Source organism: Pseudomonas mosselii, from assembly GCF_019823065.1.
In the GTDB taxonomy this organism is placed as follows: domain Bacteria; phylum Pseudomonadota; class Gammaproteobacteria; order Pseudomonadales; family Pseudomonadaceae; genus Aquipseudomonas; species Aquipseudomonas mosselii.
Genome location: NZ_CP081966.1, coordinates 5,923,217 through 5,938,090, shown reverse-complemented (window position 1 = coordinate 5,938,090; position 14,874 = coordinate 5,923,217). Strand labels below are relative to the sequence as shown.

Genomic DNA, 14,874 nt, shown 5'->3' with positions numbered 1-14,874 from the left:
TGGCTGGAGTGAAAAAGCCGCTGTTCTCGCAAGAGACAGCGGCTTTTTCGTGTGTTGTGGCGCGTGGGAGCGTGCCTCAAAGCCTGCGCGAAGTATCCAGTTGCATCAGGTAGCTCGGCCCACCCAGCTGGCTCATCTGCCGGCGAATCCACCCCGCGCGGCTCGCCACATAGGCGCTTGGCCGGCTGGCACTCCATTTGATCGGGCTAGGCAGCACCGCGGCGAGTTGTGCGGCCTGTTGTCGCGTCAGGCGGCTGGCGTCCACGCCGAAGTGGTAGCGTGCCGCGGCCTGGGCACCGAACACGCCCTTGCCCCATTCGGCGCTGTTCAGGTAGACCTCGAGAATCCGTTCCTTCGACCAGAACAGCTCGATCAGCGCGGTGAACCAGGCCTCCAGCCCCTTGCGCAGCCAACTGCGTCCGGACCACAGGAACAGGTTCTTGGCCACCTGCTGGGTCAGCGTGCTGGCGCCACGCACCTTGCCGCCACGCTCGTTGTAGGCCAGCGCCGCCTGGATCGCCGGGATGTCGAAGCCCCAGTGGCTGGCGAACTTCTGGTCCTCGCCGGCGATGACCGCGACCTTGAGTTCGTCGGAGATGTCCTCCCAGGGCGTCCAGTCGCGTTGCAGGTCGATGGGCTCGCCGCTGAACCATGACTCCACCTTGCGCTCGACCATCAGCGCGGTGCCGGGCGGTGGAACCCAGCGCAGCACCAGGACCACGGCGGCGCTGCCGGCGGCGAACCAGAGCAGGGCGCGGGAGAGGCGGCGCAGGAGAGATGAGAGCATGGTGATGGCTTGGCCGGACCGTTGGAACGGGCCATTATACAGACCCCTCCCGAGGAGTCGTCCCATGCTTCGCAGCTTCCTGATGCTCGCCGCGTTCTTCGGTTTTACCGGCGTGGCCCTCGGCGCCTTCGCCGCCCATGGCCTGAAGAGCCGTCTCAGCGCCGACTACCTGGCGATCTTCCATACCGGCGTGAGCTACCAACTGGTGCACGCACTGGCGATCCTCGCGGTGGCGGTGCTGTCGGCGCACCTGCCGGGGCGCCTGGTCGGCTGGGCCGGCGGTCTGTTCGCGGTGGGTATCCTGCTGTTCTCCGGTAGCCTCTACGTACTGACCCTGAGCGGTCTGAGCAAGCTCGGCATGATCACTCCGCTGGGCGGCCTGTGCTTGCTCGCCGGCTGGCTGTGCCTGGGCCTGGCCGCCTGGCGCCTGGGCTGACCGAACGGTCCACAATCGCGACTAATGGCGCGCATCGCCCTTGGGTTGCGAGGTGGATCGGGGCTAGAATGCGGGCCCCAAAGAACAATGGTGGCCGTGCGCATGCGCATTCAATTGAACGGTGAGCCTTACGAACTGCCCGACGGCGAGAGCGTCGCGGCGCTGCTGGGCCGGCTGGAGCTGGCTGGTCGCCGGGTGGCGGTTGAACTGAACCTGGACATCGTGCCGCGCAGCCAGCACGAGAGCACGCGATTGAGCGAAGGCGACCAGGTCGAAGTGGTTCATGCCATTGGCGGTGGTTGAGCACGTCTCGCCGATTCATCCAGAAGCCCCGTAACCTTTCCAGAGGAACATCGATGAGCAACGTTCGCAGCGACAAGCCTTTCGTCCTGGCCGGGCGCACTTTCCAGTCGCGCCTGCTGGTCGGCACCGGCAAGTACCGTGACATGGAAGAAACCCGCCTGGCCACCGAGGCCTCGGGTGCCGAGATCGTCACCGTGGCCGTGCGTCGCACCAACCTCGGCCAGAACGCGGGCGAACCGAACCTGCTCGATGTGCTGTCGCCCGACAAGTACACCATCCTGCCGAACACCGCGGGTTGCTTCGATGCGGTCGAGGCGGTGCGTACCTGCCGCCTGGCCCGTGAGCTGCTCGACGGGCACAAGTCCCACGAGGAGCGGACACTGGTGAAGCTGGAAGTGCTGGCCGACCAGAAGACCCTGTTCCCCAATGTGATCGAAACCCTCAAGGCCGCCGAAGTGCTGGTCAAGGACGGCTTCGACGTGATGGTCTACACCAGCGATGACCCGATCATCGCCCGCCAGCTGGCCGAAGCCGGCTGCATTGCCGTCATGCCGCTGGCCGGCCTGATCGGCACCGGCCTGGGTATCTGCAACCCCTACAACCTGCAGATCATCCTCGAGGAATCCAAGGTGCCGGTGCTGGTCGATGCTGGCGTGGGTACTGCTTCCGACGCCACCATCGCCATGGAGATGGGGTGCGAGGCAGTGCTGATGAACTCGGCCATTGCCCACGCCCAGCAGCCAGTGCTGATGGCCGAGGCCATGAAGCACGCCATCCTTGCCGGCCGCATGGCGTATCTCGCCGGGCGCATGCCGAAGAAACTCTATGCCAGCGCGTCCTCGCCGCTGGAAGGTCTGATCAAGTAAGAGCCCCAGATGACTGAATCGCAAGAAACGCCGATCACCGAAGACGGCGAAGCCCGCCCGCACCGCCGCATCAAGAGCTTCGTGATGCGCGCCGGGCGCATGACCGAAGGCCAGCAACGCGGCCTGGAGCAGGGTGGTCCGCTGTTCATCCTGCCGCTGACCGACAGCCCGGTGGACTACGACCAGGTGTTCGGCCGTTCGGCGCCGCGCACCCTGGAGATCGGCTTCGGTATGGGGCACTCGCTGCTGGAGATGGCAGCCGCCTCGCCGGAGCTGGACTTTATCGGCGTCGAAGTGCACCGTCCGGGTGTCGGTGCGTTGCTAAATGGCGTGCTGACCCAGGGCTTGAAGAACCTGCGGGTTTACGATTGCGATGCCATCGAAGTGCTTAACCGCTGCGTGGCCGACAACAGCCTCGACCGCCTGATGCTGTTCTTCCCGGATCCGTGGCATAAGGCCCGTCACCACAAGCGCCGGATCGTTCAACTGGAGTTCGCCGAGCTGGTGCGCCGCAAGCTCAAGCCCGGTGGCGTATTCCACATGGCGACCGACTGGGAGCCCTATGCCGAATACATGCTGGAAGTGATGAGCGCAGCGCCAGGCTATCGCAACCAGGCGGCTGATGGCGCCTATGTACCGCGCCCGGAAGAACGGCCGATCACCAAGTTCGAGCGCCGTGGGGAGCGCCTTGGGCATGGGGTGTGGGACTTGAAGTTCGAGAAGGTGAGCTGAGCCGGATTCGTTCGGCGCTGTCCTTCAAGCCTGCGAGATTGCAGGTACAAAAAAACCGCCTTGAGAAGGGCGGTTTTTTTATGCGGGCCTCGGGTTACGAAGCCTATCCCACGAACACCACTGGAGACAGTCACAACTGGATCTTAGGATGGCCTCGAATACAGGACGCGTTTGCTGAATACGCTGAGCCGCGTCTGGACGCTGGTTCGGATCCTGATCGTTTTCAGGACCGCCAGGGACTTCCTGCGCGATCACTTTGACGATGCCCGCTAAGGGTTAGTCGGGTGAGAAGCCGTCCTGGCTCGCCAGGGCGGCTTTTAGCAAGCAGTCAGCCCCGCCGATCAGCGACGACCCCAATCAATACCAGCACCACCAGCAGCACCGGTGCCAGCGCATAGTTGTTGAACTGCCCCAGCCCCTTCACGATCCACGGCGTCGCATAGATCAGTGCCGCGCCGCTGCCGATCATCACCAGCAGCGCCATGAACGGCACCCGCAGGGCGCCGGCCAGACCACCCAGGCGGCCTTCCACCCAACCCTTGATATCGGTGCCGAACAGCACCAGCAGGCAGCCCACCAGGGCCAGCGAGATTTCCGACAGGTTGCTGCGGCTCCAGCGGGAAACGGTCGAGAGCAGGTCAAGTACCAGGTCCATGGGTCATCCTTAATTCAAGAAGTACTGCAGCAGGTCGTTGAGGAACAGCTGGCCGCGCGGCGTGGCTGCCAGCCGATCCGGTTCGACCCGCAAAAGGCCTTTTTGTTCGGCTTCACGGCGGGCTTCGGCCAGCTGCGCCAGGGGCAGGCCGGTGCGCAGGCTGAACAGTTCGGCTTCCACCCCGTCGGTGAGGCGCAGGGCGTTCATCAGGAACTCGAAGGGTAGCTCATCGGCCGGCAACAGCTTCTCGCCGGCCTTGAACGGCTTGGCCGGGTTCAGGTAGTCCTTGGGCAGGCGGGTCTTCCAGGTGCGCAGGATGCGTCCGTCGGGGAACGACAGTTTGCCATGGGCGCCGGCACCGATGCCGATGAAGTCGCCGAAGCGCCAGTAGTTCAGGTTGTGCCGCGCGGCACGGTCGGCCTGGGCGTAGGCCGAGACTTCGTACTGGCGGTAACCGTGCTCGGCCATCAGCGCCTGGCCGGCTTCCTGGATATCCCAGAGGATGTCGTCCTCGGGCAGCTCGGGCGGCTGGTTCCAGAACACCGTGTTCGGCTCTACCGTCAACTGGTACCAGGACAGGTGCGTCGGCGCCAGTTCGATGGCCTGACGCAGGTCGCCCAGGGCGTCGTCGAGCGACTGGTCCGGCAAGCCGTGCATCAGGTCCAGGTTGAAGTTGTCGAAGCCTGCCGCACGGGCCATGTCGGCGGCGCGTACCGCTTCGGCACCATTGTGGATGCGCCCGAGCTTCTCGAGCTTGGCAGGCTGGAAACTCTGCACGCCGATGGACAGGCGGTTGATGCCGGTCTGCCGGTAGGCCTTGAACTTCTCCTGCTCGAAGGTGCCTGGGTTGGCCTCGAGGGTGATCTCGATGTCCGGGGCGAACGGGATGCGTTGCTCGACTCCGCGCAGCAGGCGACCCAGCGCATCAGCGCTGAACAGGCTGGGGGTGCCGCCGCCGAAGAAGATCGTGCTGATGGAACGACCCTGGACGGCAGGCAGTTCCTGGTCGAGATCGGCCAGCAGGGCGTCGATGTATTCGGCTTCTGGTAGCGTGGGGCCTGCCTGGTGCGAGTTGAAGTCGCAGTACGGGCATTTGCGCACGCACCAGGGTATATGGATGTACAGCGACAGCGGCGGTAGCTCGGGAAGGATCAGGCCCGCCGGTTGCACGAACAGCTTTTCGGTCATGCCAGGCCCAGACGTTGACGCAGCAGGGCCATGGCGCGGGCGCGGTGGCTGAGCTGGTTCTTGTCGACCGGAGCGAGGTCGGCGCTGGAGCAGTTGCGCTCCGGGACCCAGAACAGCGGGTCATAGCCGAAGCCATGCTCGCCGCTGGCCTCGAACAGGATGCTACCGTGCCACAGGCCTTCGCAGAGGATTGGCAGCGGATCGTCGGCATGGCGCACCAGGGCCAGGACGCAGACGAACTGCGCGCCGCGCTGTTCTTCAGGCACGTCCTTGAGCGCTTCGAGCAGCTTGGCGTTGTTTGCCGCGTCGCCCTTGCCGTCGGCGTAGCGCGCCGAGTAGATGCCCGGCGCGCCGCCGAGGAAGTCCACCGCCAGGCCCGAGTCGTCGGCCAGGGCCGGCAGGCCGGAGATGCGTGCGGCGTTGCGCGCCTTGAGGATGGCGTTTTCGACGAACGACAGGCCGGTCTCTTCCGGCTCCACCTGGCTGAATTCGCCGATCGAACGCAGGTGCACGGACTCGCCGAGCATGGCCTGCAGTTCCTTGAGCTTGCCGGCGTTGTGGCTGGCCAATACGAGTTGCGTAAGATTCATCATTCGCCTGGGAATACTTCCTGGTTGAAGCTGAGTTTATGGCTGACGCCACCCGTTTCGACGTTGATGTCGAAGGTGACAGTCTCGGCCTGGTCGATCTTGAACTGGGCAATGTAGTAGACCGCGCCCTGGTCGGTGATCTGCTTGAACGACAGCGGGTTGCTGCGCCCGGTCAGGTCCTTCACCGTGCCGCTGACGACCGCTGTCGAAGGCTTTTCGGCCTTGAGCACGGCGATGTTGAGCACGCCCTGGTTCTTGCTGCGGGTCAGGCCCGTGGCGGCGGCGATGTCCGGTTGCAGCATGCTCGAGGTGAAGGCGCTGTAGTGGACCGTCACGTCGCCGAACACTTCCTTGCGCTCCGGCTTGGCGGCATCGGCAGCCAGTACCGGCAAGGCCAGGCATAGGCTGATCAGAAACAGTGCTAGTCGACGCATGATCCCATTCCTCCGTTCGCGAGGGTCAGACCGCGAGCTGATGCTCCTGCAGGCCCGGGCTGCTGACCCGATAGATACCGATCTCTCCTAGAAGATTAGGCCAAAGCCGCCCGCCCAACCCGTTACGGTGTAGACGGTCGACGGCCAGGCGGTCGAGGACCTTGGCATGACGCTCGTGGCACAGGTTCTCGAAGTCCTCGAAGGTGCAGAAGTGGATGTTCGGCGTGTTGTACCAGGTATACGGCATGAAGTCCGAAACCGGCATGCGACCCTTGGTCGCCAGGTACCAGCGGCAGCGCCAGTGGCCGAAGTTGGGGAAGGTGATGATGCACTGGCGACCCACCCGCAGCATCTCGTCGAGGATCCGGTCGGGGTACTCCACGGCCTGCAGGGCCTGGGTCATGACCACCACGTCGAAACTGTTGCTGGCGAAGTTGCCCAGGCCCTTGTCCAGGTCCTGCTCGATGACGTTGACGCCTTTGGCCACGCAGGCGGCGATGTTGTCGGCGTCGATCTCCAGGCCATAGCCGGTGACGTTCTTGCGCTCGCGCAAGGAGGCCAGCAGTTCGCCGTTGCCGCAGCCCAGGTCGAGGACCCGGCTGCCGGCGGGGATCCAGTCTTGGATGATTTCCAGGTCGGCTCTCATGCGGTCCTCAGAGGGCGATGCGGTTCATGTAGTTCGCGAAGCCCTGCATGTAGCGGGGCGTCGGGATGAGGAAGGCGTCGTGGCCGTAGGGCGAGTCGATGTCCAGGTAGCAGACGTTCTTGCGCGCGGCCATCAGGGCGTCGACGATCTCCCGCGAGCGTGCTGGCGAGAAGCGCCAGTCGGTGGTGAACGACATGATGCAGTAGTCCGCCGTGACGTGGGCCAGGGTCGCGGCCAGGTCGCCGCCATGGGCCGCGGCCGGGTCGAAGTAGTCCAGCGCCTTGGTCATCAGCAGGTAGGTGTTGGCGTCGAAGCGGCCGGAGAACTCCTCGCCCTGGTAGCGCAGGTAGCTCTCGACCTGAAACTCGACGCTGTGGAAGTCGTAGTTGAGCTTGTCGCTCTTGAGTTCGCGGCCGAATTTCTCGCCCATCGAGTCGTCGGACAGGTAGGTGATGTGGCCGACCATGCGCGCCAGCATCAGGCCGCGCTTGGGAATCACGCCCTGGTCCTGGAACGAGCCGCCGTGGAACTCGGGGTCGGTGAGAATGGCCTGGCGCGCGACCTCGTTGAAGGCGATGTTCTGCGCCGACAGCTTGGGCGCCGAGGCGATGTCCACGCAGTGACGCACGCGGTCCGGGTAGGTGATGGTCCACTGCAGGGCCTGCATGCCGCCGAGGCTGCCGCCAACGATGGCGGCCCAGGTCTGGATCCCCAGTCGGTCGGCCAGGCGCGCCTGGCTGTGCACCCAGTCCTCCACGGTCAGCACCGGGAAGTCGGCGCCATAGGGCTTGCCGGTGGCCGGATTGAGGCTGCTGGGGCCGGTGCTGCCATTGCAGCCACCCAGGTTGTTCAGGCTGACCACGAAGAAGCGGTTGGTGTCGATCGGCTTGCCGGGGCCGATGCAGCTGTCCCACCAGCCTGGCTTGCGGTCGGTGGCGGCATGGTAGCCGGCGGCATGGTGATGGCCTGACAACGCATGGCAGATCAGCACGGCATTGCTGGCGGCGGCGTTGAGGGTGCCATAGGTTTCGTAGATGAGTTCGTACGAGGCCAGGGAGCGGCCACAAGCCAGGGCCAGCGGTTCATCGAACCGGGCAATCTGTGGTGTTACCAGACCGACGGAATCTTCGGGAAGGACAGTGGACATCGACCCTGCTCACGCTTGACGGAGGCGTAAGTCTAAAGAGCGCTACCCCCAGCGGCAAGCAAAGGCTTGCCGCTGGATGCAGTGTGGGTCAGATCATCCGCCACAGTTCTTGCGGCATGCCAGCGTAGGCCGCCAGCTGGGGCATCAGGAACGACTGGATCACCTGGATGGCGATGAAGGCGAAGATCGGCGAAATGTCCATGCCACCGAGGTTCGGCACCAGGCGACGGAACGGCGCCAGTACCGGCTCGCTGATCTGGTAGGCCAGCTCGGCGGCCGGGTTGTGGCTGTTCGGCGCGACCCACGAGACGATGACCATGACGATCATCGCCACCCAGAAGATTTTCAGGAACAGCGAGGTGATGCCCAGGATCGACCACATCAGCAGGTGCAGGATATCGCCGAAGGTGCCGTAGGTGACCATCAGCACAAAGGCCATCAGCAGCGCCTGGATAAGGATCGACAGCAGCAGCGAGGAGGTGTCCAGGCCGGCGATGCTGGGGATCACCCGGCGCAGCGGCTTGAGCAGCGGCTGGGTGGCGCGTACGGCGAACTGGCTCAGCGGGTTGTAGAAGTCGGCCTTGACCAGTTGCAGCACGAAGCGCAGCAGGACGATCACCAGGTACAGGCTGACCAGTGTTTGCACCACGAAGATCGCGGCGCCGGACAATGCATTCATCAATGGCTCCTTATTTACCCAGTTGTTCGGCCAGTTCGGCGGAACGTTTCGCCGCGGCCTGAAGTGCCTGCTCGACGATCGCCTCGAAACCGCTGGCCTGGAACGACTTGATCGCCGCCTCCGTGGTGCCGGCCGGCGAGGTCACACGGCGGCGCAGCTCGGCGGCGTCGACATCGCTGGCAACCGCCATGCGGGCGGCGCCCAGGGCGGTCTGCAGGGTGAGTTGCGAGGCGGTTTCGCGCGGCAGGCCGAGTTTCTCGCCGGCGGCGGTCATCGCTTCGATCAGCAGGAAGAAATAGGCCGGGCCGCTGCCGGAGACGGCGGTGACGGCATCCAGCTGTTGTTCTTCGTCCAGCCACAAGGCGGTGCCGACAGCCGACAGCAGTTGCTCGGCCTGCTGGCGCTGCTCGGTGGACACTTCTGCGGTGGCGTACAGGCCGCTGACGCCCTGGCGCAGCAGCGCCGGGGTGTTGGGCATGCAGCGCACCACCGGGATCGCGCCCAGCCAGGCCTGCAGGCTGGCGCAGGTGATGCCGGCGGCGATGGACACCACCAGCTGACCGGACTTGAGGTTCGGCTTCAGCGTTTCGCAGACGGCCTTCATGACCTGCGGTTTGACCGCCAGCACGATCACGTCGACGCCCTCGATGGCCTGGGCGTTGCTTTCGAAGGCTTCGATGCCGTGCTCGGCCTGGATCCGCGCGCGGGTCTCGGCACCCGGGTCGCTGGCACGGATCTGCGCGGCGTCCAGGCCCTGGGCACGCAGGCCGCCGATCAGGCTGGCGGCCATGTTGCCGGCGCCGATAAAGGCAATACGAGTCTTGCTCATGTCAGGTCCTTGAGGGAAAGAGTGAGTTAAGCATGGATTCAGGGCTGTCCGTAGTCGCGGGCGCCGAACAGGGCGGTGCCGATGCGGACCCAGGTCGCACCTTGGGCGATGGCGGCTTCCAGGTCGTGGCTCATGCCCATCGACAGGGTGTCCAGGCCGAGGCCCAATTGCGCCTGGAGCTGGCGCAGGATGGCAAAGGCGGCCTCCTGCTCGGTGCGGTCCTCGGTCGGCTCCGGAATCGCCATCAGGCCGCGCAGGCGCAGGCCGGGCAGGGCGTTCACCGCTTGGGCCAGGGCCGGCAACTCGGCAGGCGCGCAACCGGACTTGCTGTCCTCGCCGCTGACGTTGACCTGCAGGCAGACGTTCAGCGGCGCCAGGCCGGCAGGGCGCTGCTCGGAGAGGCGTTGGGCGATCTTCAGGCGGTCCACGGAATGTACCCAGTCGAAATGCTCGGCGATGGCCTTGGTCTTGTTCGATTGGATGGGGCCGATGAAGTGCCAGATCAAGGGCAGATCGGAAAGTGCCTGTTGTTTTGTCAGGGCTTCCTGAAGGTAGTTCTCGCCCACATCGCGCAACCCGGCGGCGTAGGCCTCGCGAATCGCGCTGGCGGGCTTGGTCTTGCTCACCGCCAGCAGCTGGATGCTGGCCGGGTCGCGTCCGGCGGCCTTGGCCGCGCTGTCGATGCGGGTGGCAATGGCGTCAATGTTGTCTGCTAGGGTGGACATGATTCGTCGCCGACGGCTTTGGGGTCTGCGGCATTCTACCTGCTTGATCGCCGTTGGGGAGTCTCATGGATGTGACCGACCTGTTGCGCAGGGCCCTGGCTGCCGCTGCCAGCGACCTGCACCTGGCCGCGGGCGAGCGGCCGCTGCTGCGCGTGGATGGGGTGTTGCAGCGCCTGGACCTGCCGGTGCTGACGGCAGGAACGCTGGAAGACGGGATGGCTGCCGTGCTTGATGACGAGCAGCGGCGACAGTGGGCTGCCGGCGAAGAGTTGGACCTGGCGGTGAGCCTGGATGGGCTGGGGCGCTTTCGGCTGAACCTGTTCCGCCAGCGCAATGGCCCGAGTGCCAGCGTGCGTTTGATCCCCGCGAGCGTGCCCTGTCTGGAGGTGCTTGAACTGGTAGATGTATTTCAAATCATCTCCCAGTACCGGGATGGCTTCATCTTGGTGGGCGGGGCCACCGGCAGTGGCAAGTCGAGCACCCTGGCGGCGCTGATCGATCGGCTCAACCGCGAATACGCATTGCATATTGTCACGCTCGAGGACCCGATCGAGTTCATCCACGCCAGCCAGCGCAGCCTGGTCAACCAGCGTGAGGTCGGCCTGCATAGCCGTGACTTTGCCCAGGCCCTGCGCAGCGCCCTGCGTCAGGACCCGGACGTGATCATGATCGGTGAGCTGCGCGATCTGCACAGCATTCGCCTGGCGATGCGCGCCGCGGAGACCGGGCACCTGGTACTGGCCACCGTGCATACGCGATCGGCGGTAAGCAGTATCGACCGGCTGGTGGAGGTGTTCGCGCCGGAGGAAAAGCCGCTGGTGCGCAGCATGCTGGCCGACTCCCTGCGGCTGGTGGTCGCGCAGGTGCTGGTTCGGCGATCAGGCGGCGGTCGGGTCGCGGCGCGGGAGGTGCTGGTGGCGACGCCGGCGGTGCGCAACCTGATCCGCGAGGGGCGTCTGGCGCAGATTCATTCGCTGATGCAGGCTGGTGCGGCTGTGGGGATGTGCACGATGGAGGGTGCGCTGCAGGCGCTGGAAGCGCGGGGGATTATCGACAGGGCCTCAAACTGATCGCGGGGCAAGTCGCGCCGGCGCACCGCGATCGGCGATTCAGCGTTTGGCCAGGCTCAGCGCCTGTTGCTGCTGCTTGGGCAGCACGCGCTTGGCCACCACGTAGTGCTTCTGCCAGTAAGGTTTCTCCAGGCTGTCGATGCTCACCCGCTTGCCGGTGCGTGGCGCGTGGATGAAGCGGTCGTTGCCCAGGTAGATGGCGACGTGGTTGACCCGACGGCTCTTGATGTTGAAGAAGATCAGGTCGCCTGGCTTGAGGTCGCCCTTGGCCACCTTGACGCCCTGGCCTTGGGCCATGGCGTTGGAGGTGCGCGGCAAGTCGACATCCGCCACGTCGTTGAACGCATACTTGACCAGGCCGCTGCAGTCGAAGCCCTTCTTCGGGCTGCTGCCGCCCCAGCGATAGGGGGTGCCAAGCACGTTCACCGCACGGCTGAGCACTTCGCTGCTCTGCTTCGGCGACATCGCCACCGCCTGCATGCCCACGGCATGCTGCTTGGCGGCATTGGCCGGACGCGTGCGCAGGCTGGTGGTGCTGCGGTACTGGATCGGGGCGCGTTTCACCGTGGCGTCGGCGTTGGTCGTGTAACCGGTGAATCCGCTGGGAAGACGTTGCTCACGGTTGGTGGCGTGGGCGGCCAGGGGCAACAGAAGGCAGAGGGTCAGCCATGTCTTGAAGAAAGGTGGCATAGATGAAGCTCTTATAAGTGTTGGCGCGCAACTTTATAACAGCTTTTTGATCAAACTTTGATCCGTTGGTCGCTCTGCCACGTACCATATGTCGGGTAAAAACGGAAAAGTCACATTTTCCGTTAGAAAATTTTCGGCTATCCCACGAGGGTTTCGAATGAATGGTTATCAACAGGGTGTCCCTTCGCACGACACCCACAGCAAGGTCCTCGGCTATCTGCTGTGGATTTTCGGTTTCACCGGCTCACACCGTTTCTACTACGGCAAGCCGATCACCGGGACGATCTGGTTCTTCACCCTCGGGTTGCTGGGTATCGGTTGGCTGATCGACCTGTTCCTGATCCCGTCGATGGACCGTGAGGCGGACATGCGCTTCGAATCGGGCGGGGTGGATTACAACCTGGCGTGGATCCTGCTGACCTTCCTGGGCATTTTCGGCGTGCACCGGCTATACCAGGGCAAGTGGATCAGTGCCTTGATCTACCTGTTCACCGGCGGTCTGTTCCTGCTGGGCGTGCTGTATGACTTCTGGACGCTCAACAGCCAGATCTCCCAGGTTAACGCCGAGCGTCGCCGGGTATGAAAAAAAGGCCTCGTCGCTGAATGCGGCAAGGCCTTTTTCGTTACTGGCGCCGCTGTTGCAGCAGCAGGTTGCTGAAGCCTGCCCCGGCCAGTTGCTTCTGTGCCACGGTCAGCTGTTCACGGTTGCTGAACGGGCCGACCATCACGCGGTACCAGGTCTCTTCCTTGACCGTGCCCGACTCCACCTTGACCGCCTGGCCAAGCAGGATGATCTGCGCACGGACCTTGTCGGCATCCGCCTGCTTGCGGAACGAGCCAGCCTGCAGGAAGAACTGGGTGGTGGCCGCTGGCTTGATCAACGGTGGCGCTGGTGGTGGTGTCTGCCCCAGCAGCGCGGCCTGGGCGCGGGCGGTGTCGATCTTCGCCGCTTCTGCCGGCGTAACCGGCGTGCTCGGCACAGGCGGCTGCGCCGGGACCGGCGGGGTCTTCTCCGGCACCGCCTCGGGCGGCACGATCACTTCCGACTCCGGCAGCAGAGTGTAGAAGTCGTACTTCGGCTTCACCGGCTGCTGTGGCGTCGGCGTGGTGGTCTTGCTCGCCTCGGCGACCTTCTCCGGCTTCTGCTGCTCGGGCTTGGTGCGCTTGATGTCGCCGCCGCCGGGCTCGAGTTTCATCAGGAAGACGATGAAGGCGCCGACCGTCAGGCCGACCGCCAGCCACACCCAGCCCGGGATCGGCTGCTTGCTGGCAGGCGGCTGGGAGCGGCTGGCGCCGCGCTTGGGTGCGGGTTTCTTCTTTGCAGCCAACTTACATGCGCTCCAGGGTTTCCAGGCCGAGCAGTTCCAGGCCCTGCTTGAGGGTGCGGCCGGTCAGGGCAGCCAGGCGCAGGCGGCTCTGCTGCTGTTCGGCGGTTTCGGCGGAAAGGATCGGGCAGTTCTCGTAGAAGCTGGAGAACAGGCCGGCGAGGTCGTACAGGTAGCTGCACAGCACGTGCGGCGTGCCTTTTTCGGCGACGCTGTTCAGGATCTCGCCGAACTGCGCCAGGCGCGCGGCCAGGTCCTGCTCGTGCGCGGCCTGCAGGACGATGCTGCCGTCGACTTCATCGAAGCCCTTGCCGAGCTTGCGGAACACGCCAGCCACGCGGGTGTAGGCGTACAGCAGGTACGGCGCGGTGTTGCCTTCGAAGTTGAGCATCAGCTCGAAGTTGAAGCTGTAGTCGCTGGTGCGGTGCTTGGACAGGTCGGCGTACTTGACCGCGCCGATGCCGACCACCTCGCCGATGTGGCGCAGTTCGTCCTCGGCCAGCGAAGGATTCTTCTCCTTGACCAGCGCGTAGGCGCGGTCCTTGGCCTCGGTGAGCAGGTCGATCAGCTTGACCGTACCGCCATCACGGGTCTTGAACGGGCGGCCATCGGCGCCGTTCATGGTGCCGAAGCCCATGTGCTCCATCTTCATCGGGTGGCCGACGAAACCGGCGCGGCGAGCCACTTCGAACACCTGGTTGAAGTGCAGGGCCTGGCGCTGGTCGACGAAGTACAGGGCGCGGTCGGCGTTCAGCGTGTTGCTGCGGTAGCGCACGGCGGCCAGGTCGGTGGTGGCGTACAGGTAGCCGCCGTCGGCCTTCTGCACGATCACCGGCAGCGGCTCGCCCTCGGCGTTCTTGAACTCCTCGAGGAACACGCACTGGGCGCCCTGGTCCTCGACCAGCAGGCCCTTGGCCTTGAGGTCGGCGACCACGTTGGCCAGGTCGGCGTTGTAGGCGCTCTCGCCCATGACGTCGGCCATGGTCAGCTTGACGTTGAGCAGCTCGTAGGTCTTCTGGCAGTGCGACAGCGAGATGTCCTTGAAGCGCGTCCACAGGGCCATGCACTCAGGGTCGCCGGCCTGCAGCTTGACCACCAGGCCGCGGGCGCGGGTGGCGAACGCCTCGGACTCGTCGAAGCGCTTCTTGGCGGCGCGGTAGAAGTTCTCCAGGTCCGACAGCTCGTCGCTGGTGATCGGGTTTTCTTCCAGGTAGGCCAGCAGCATGCCGAACTGGGTGCCCCAGTCGCCCACGTGGTTCTGGCGGATGACGTCATCGCCGAGGAATTCCAGCACGCGCGCGACGCTGTCGCCGATGATGGTCGAGCGCAGGTGGCCGACGTGCATTTCCTTGGCCAGGTTCGGCGCCGACATGTCGATCACCACCTTCTCGGCCGGGCCGGCCTTGCGCACGCCCAGGTGCTCGTCGGCCAGGGCTGCGTCGAGGCGGCTGGCCAGGGCGTCGGTGTTCTGGAAGAAGTTCAGGAAACCGGGGCCGGCGATCTCGACCTTGGTGATGTCGGGGCTGGCCGGCAGCCTGGCGATGAGTTTTTCGGCCAGGTCGCGCGGCTTCATGCCGGCCGGCTTGGCCAGCATCATGGCGATGTTGCTGGCGAAGTCGCCGTGGGTCTTGTCCCGGGCGTTTTCCACCTGGATCGCCGGCGTCAGCCCTTCAGGCAGCACACCGTCGGTGACGAGTTGGGTGAGGGCTTGCTGGATCAGCTGGCGAATGGTGTCTTTCATGGGATTCTCTTTTCGACCGCAAGCGCGGTGA

General features: G+C 64.8%; 19 protein-coding genes. 6 read left to right on the top strand and 13 right to left on the bottom strand.

The window, feature by feature from the left end; translation table 11 throughout:
- Positions 1–76: 76 nt before the first annotated feature.
- Positions 77–787 carry a monofunctional biosynthetic peptidoglycan transglycosylase gene (gene mtgA / locus K5H97_RS27650; RefSeq protein ID WP_028689133.1) on the bottom strand — a complete coding sequence of 237 codons (711 nt, stop codon included), beginning with the start codon at positions 785–787 and terminating at the stop codon, positions 77–79.
- A 64-nt stretch (positions 788–851) separates the two neighbouring features.
- Here mtgA and K5H97_RS27645 point away from each other — a divergent pair, with 64 nt between their 5' ends.
- The 4 genes from K5H97_RS27645 (at position 852) to trmB (ending at position 3,124) form a co-directional block, all read left to right on the top strand.
- Complete coding sequence (locus tag K5H97_RS27645; protein ID WP_028689132.1) at positions 852–1,223, top strand: DUF423 domain-containing protein; 372 nt, start codon at positions 852–854, stop codon at positions 1,221–1,223.
- Between the two features lie 102 nt (positions 1,224–1,325).
- On the top strand, positions 1,326–1,526 hold the full coding sequence (thiS, locus tag K5H97_RS27640; RefSeq protein WP_028689131.1) for a sulfur carrier protein ThiS: 201 nt from the start codon (positions 1,326–1,328) through the stop codon (positions 1,524–1,526).
- A gap of 53 nt (positions 1,527–1,579) precedes the next feature.
- Positions 1,580–2,392 carry a thiazole synthase gene (locus K5H97_RS27635; protein ID WP_028689130.1) on the top strand — a complete coding sequence of 271 codons (813 nt, stop codon included), beginning with the start codon at positions 1,580–1,582 and terminating at the stop codon, positions 2,390–2,392.
- Between the two features lie 9 nt (positions 2,393–2,401).
- Positions 2,402–3,124: a tRNA (guanosine(46)-N7)-methyltransferase TrmB gene (gene trmB, locus K5H97_RS27630; RefSeq protein ID WP_028689129.1), complete on the top strand. Its 723-nt coding sequence runs from the start codon at positions 2,402–2,404 to the stop codon at positions 3,122–3,124.
- Between the two features lie 328 nt (positions 3,125–3,452).
- Here trmB and K5H97_RS27625 read toward each other — a convergent pair whose 3' ends face one another.
- From K5H97_RS27625 to K5H97_RS27585, 9 genes are all read right to left on the bottom strand, one after another.
- Positions 3,453–3,779 carry a DUF3392 family protein gene (locus tag K5H97_RS27625; RefSeq protein WP_011531731.1) on the bottom strand — a complete coding sequence of 109 codons (327 nt, stop codon included), beginning with the start codon at positions 3,777–3,779 and terminating at the stop codon, positions 3,453–3,455.
- Positions 3,780–3,788: 9 nt separating this feature from the next.
- Positions 3,789–4,967 carry a radical SAM family heme chaperone HemW gene (hemW, locus tag K5H97_RS27620; RefSeq protein ID WP_051555622.1) on the bottom strand — a complete coding sequence of 393 codons (1,179 nt, stop codon included), beginning with the start codon at positions 4,965–4,967 and terminating at the stop codon, positions 3,789–3,791.
- Positions 4,964–5,560, bottom strand: coding sequence for an RdgB/HAM1 family non-canonical purine NTP pyrophosphatase (gene rdgB / locus K5H97_RS27615; RefSeq protein ID WP_028689127.1), 597 nt, complete (start codon positions 5,558–5,560; stop codon positions 4,964–4,966). The genes hemW and rdgB overlap by 4 nt, the downstream gene beginning before the upstream one ends.
- Positions 5,557–5,991, bottom strand: coding sequence for a DUF4426 domain-containing protein (locus tag K5H97_RS27610; protein WP_028689126.1), 435 nt, complete (start codon positions 5,989–5,991; stop codon positions 5,557–5,559). Before K5H97_RS27610 ends, rdgB begins: the two co-directional genes overlap by 4 nt.
- Positions 5,992–6,016: 25 nt before the next feature.
- Positions 6,017–6,637: a methionine biosynthesis protein MetW gene (gene metW / locus K5H97_RS27605; protein WP_011531735.1), complete on the bottom strand. Its 621-nt coding sequence runs from the start codon at positions 6,635–6,637 to the stop codon at positions 6,017–6,019.
- 7 nt (positions 6,638–6,644) lie between these two features.
- Complete coding sequence (metX, locus tag K5H97_RS27600; RefSeq protein ID WP_028689125.1) at positions 6,645–7,784, bottom strand: homoserine O-succinyltransferase MetX; 1,140 nt, start codon at positions 7,782–7,784, stop codon at positions 6,645–6,647.
- An 88-nt stretch (positions 7,785–7,872) separates the two neighbouring features.
- Positions 7,873–8,463 carry a YggT family protein gene (locus K5H97_RS27595; RefSeq protein WP_028689124.1) on the bottom strand — a complete coding sequence of 197 codons (591 nt, stop codon included), beginning with the start codon at positions 8,461–8,463 and terminating at the stop codon, positions 7,873–7,875.
- 10 nt (positions 8,464–8,473) lie between these two features.
- Positions 8,474–9,292, bottom strand: coding sequence for a pyrroline-5-carboxylate reductase (proC, locus tag K5H97_RS27590; protein ID WP_028689123.1), 819 nt, complete (start codon positions 9,290–9,292; stop codon positions 8,474–8,476).
- A 38-nt stretch (positions 9,293–9,330) separates the two neighbouring features.
- The gene (locus K5H97_RS27585) at positions 9,331–10,017 is read right to left on the bottom strand and encodes a YggS family pyridoxal phosphate-dependent enzyme (protein WP_028689122.1); all 687 of its coding nucleotides are present in this window, start codon (positions 10,015–10,017) and stop codon (positions 9,331–9,333) included.
- A 65-nt stretch (positions 10,018–10,082) separates the two neighbouring features.
- Here K5H97_RS27585 and K5H97_RS27580 point away from each other — a divergent pair, with 65 nt between their 5' ends.
- Positions 10,083–11,087: a type IV pilus twitching motility protein PilT gene (locus K5H97_RS27580; protein WP_028689121.1), complete on the top strand. Its 1,005-nt coding sequence runs from the start codon at positions 10,083–10,085 to the stop codon at positions 11,085–11,087.
- Positions 11,088–11,126: 39 nt separating this feature from the next.
- Here the strand turns inward: K5H97_RS27580 and K5H97_RS27575 are convergent, their stop codons facing one another.
- Entirely contained in the window at positions 11,127–11,777 is a 651-nt protein-coding gene (locus K5H97_RS27575; RefSeq protein WP_028689120.1) for a C40 family peptidase, read from the bottom strand.
- Positions 11,778–11,934: 157 nt separating this feature from the next.
- Between K5H97_RS27575 and K5H97_RS27570 the strand changes: the two genes are divergently transcribed.
- Positions 11,935–12,360 (top strand): NINE protein, encoded by a 426-nt coding sequence (locus K5H97_RS27570; RefSeq protein WP_028689119.1) that lies wholly within the window; start codon positions 11,935–11,937, stop codon positions 12,358–12,360.
- Positions 12,361–12,400: 40 nt separating this feature from the next.
- On the opposite strand, the gene K5H97_RS27565 is transcribed toward K5H97_RS27570, so the two are convergent.
- Both K5H97_RS27565 and argS read right to left on the bottom strand, forming a co-directional pair.
- Positions 12,401–13,105 carry an SPOR domain-containing protein gene (locus K5H97_RS27565; protein WP_028689118.1) on the bottom strand — a complete coding sequence of 235 codons (705 nt, stop codon included), beginning with the start codon at positions 13,103–13,105 and terminating at the stop codon, positions 12,401–12,403.
- Between the two features lies 1 nt (position 13,106).
- Positions 13,107–14,843, bottom strand: coding sequence for an arginine--tRNA ligase (gene argS, locus K5H97_RS27560; RefSeq protein WP_028689117.1), 1,737 nt, complete (start codon positions 14,841–14,843; stop codon positions 13,107–13,109).
- Positions 14,844–14,874 lie beyond the last annotated feature (31 nt).

What these genes read in the sequence shown, in the direction of transcription:
- rdgB (WP_028689127.1), bottom strand. Translation starts at nt 5,560, where the DNA reads ATGATGAATCTTACGCAACTCGTATTGGCCAGCCACAACGCCGGCAAG.
- K5H97_RS27625 (WP_011531731.1), bottom strand. Translation starts at nt 3,779, where the DNA reads ATGGACCTGGTACTTGACCTGCTCTCGACCGTTTCCCGCTGGAGCCGC.
- K5H97_RS27585 (WP_028689122.1), bottom strand. Translation starts at nt 10,017, where the DNA reads ATGTCCACCCTAGCAGACAACATTGACGCCATTGCCACCCGCATCGAC.
- argS (WP_028689117.1), bottom strand. Translation starts at nt 14,843, where the DNA reads ATGAAAGACACCATTCGCCAGCTGATCCAGCAAGCCCTCACCCAACTC.
- thiS (WP_028689131.1), top strand. Translation starts at nt 1,326, where the DNA reads ATGCGCATTCAATTGAACGGTGAGCCTTACGAACTGCCCGACGGCGAG.
- proC (WP_028689123.1), bottom strand. Translation starts at nt 9,292, where the DNA reads ATGAGCAAGACTCGTATTGCCTTTATCGGCGCCGGCAACATGGCCGCC.
- hemW (WP_051555622.1), bottom strand. Translation starts at nt 4,967, where the DNA reads ATGACCGAAAAGCTGTTCGTGCAACCGGCGGGCCTGATCCTTCCCGAG.
- trmB (WP_028689129.1), top strand. Translation starts at nt 2,402, where the DNA reads ATGACTGAATCGCAAGAAACGCCGATCACCGAAGACGGCGAAGCCCGC.
- K5H97_RS27580 (WP_028689121.1), top strand. Translation starts at nt 10,083, where the DNA reads ATGGATGTGACCGACCTGTTGCGCAGGGCCCTGGCTGCCGCTGCCAGC.
- K5H97_RS27595 (WP_028689124.1), bottom strand. Translation starts at nt 8,463, where the DNA reads ATGAATGCATTGTCCGGCGCCGCGATCTTCGTGGTGCAAACACTGGTC.
- mtgA (WP_028689133.1), bottom strand. Translation starts at nt 787, where the DNA reads ATGCTCTCATCTCTCCTGCGCCGCCTCTCCCGCGCCCTGCTCTGGTTC.
- K5H97_RS27575 (WP_028689120.1), bottom strand. Translation starts at nt 11,777, where the DNA reads ATGCCACCTTTCTTCAAGACATGGCTGACCCTCTGCCTTCTGTTGCCC.
- K5H97_RS27645 (WP_028689132.1), top strand. Translation starts at nt 852, where the DNA reads ATGCTTCGCAGCTTCCTGATGCTCGCCGCGTTCTTCGGTTTTACCGGC.
- metW (WP_011531735.1), bottom strand. Translation starts at nt 6,637, where the DNA reads ATGAGAGCCGACCTGGAAATCATCCAAGACTGGATCCCCGCCGGCAGC.
- metX (WP_028689125.1), bottom strand. Translation starts at nt 7,784, where the DNA reads ATGTCCACTGTCCTTCCCGAAGATTCCGTCGGTCTGGTAACACCACAG.
- K5H97_RS27610 (WP_028689126.1), bottom strand. Translation starts at nt 5,991, where the DNA reads ATGCGTCGACTAGCACTGTTTCTGATCAGCCTATGCCTGGCCTTGCCG.
- K5H97_RS27570 (WP_028689119.1), top strand. Translation starts at nt 11,935, where the DNA reads ATGAATGGTTATCAACAGGGTGTCCCTTCGCACGACACCCACAGCAAG.
- K5H97_RS27635 (WP_028689130.1), top strand. Translation starts at nt 1,580, where the DNA reads ATGAGCAACGTTCGCAGCGACAAGCCTTTCGTCCTGGCCGGGCGCACT.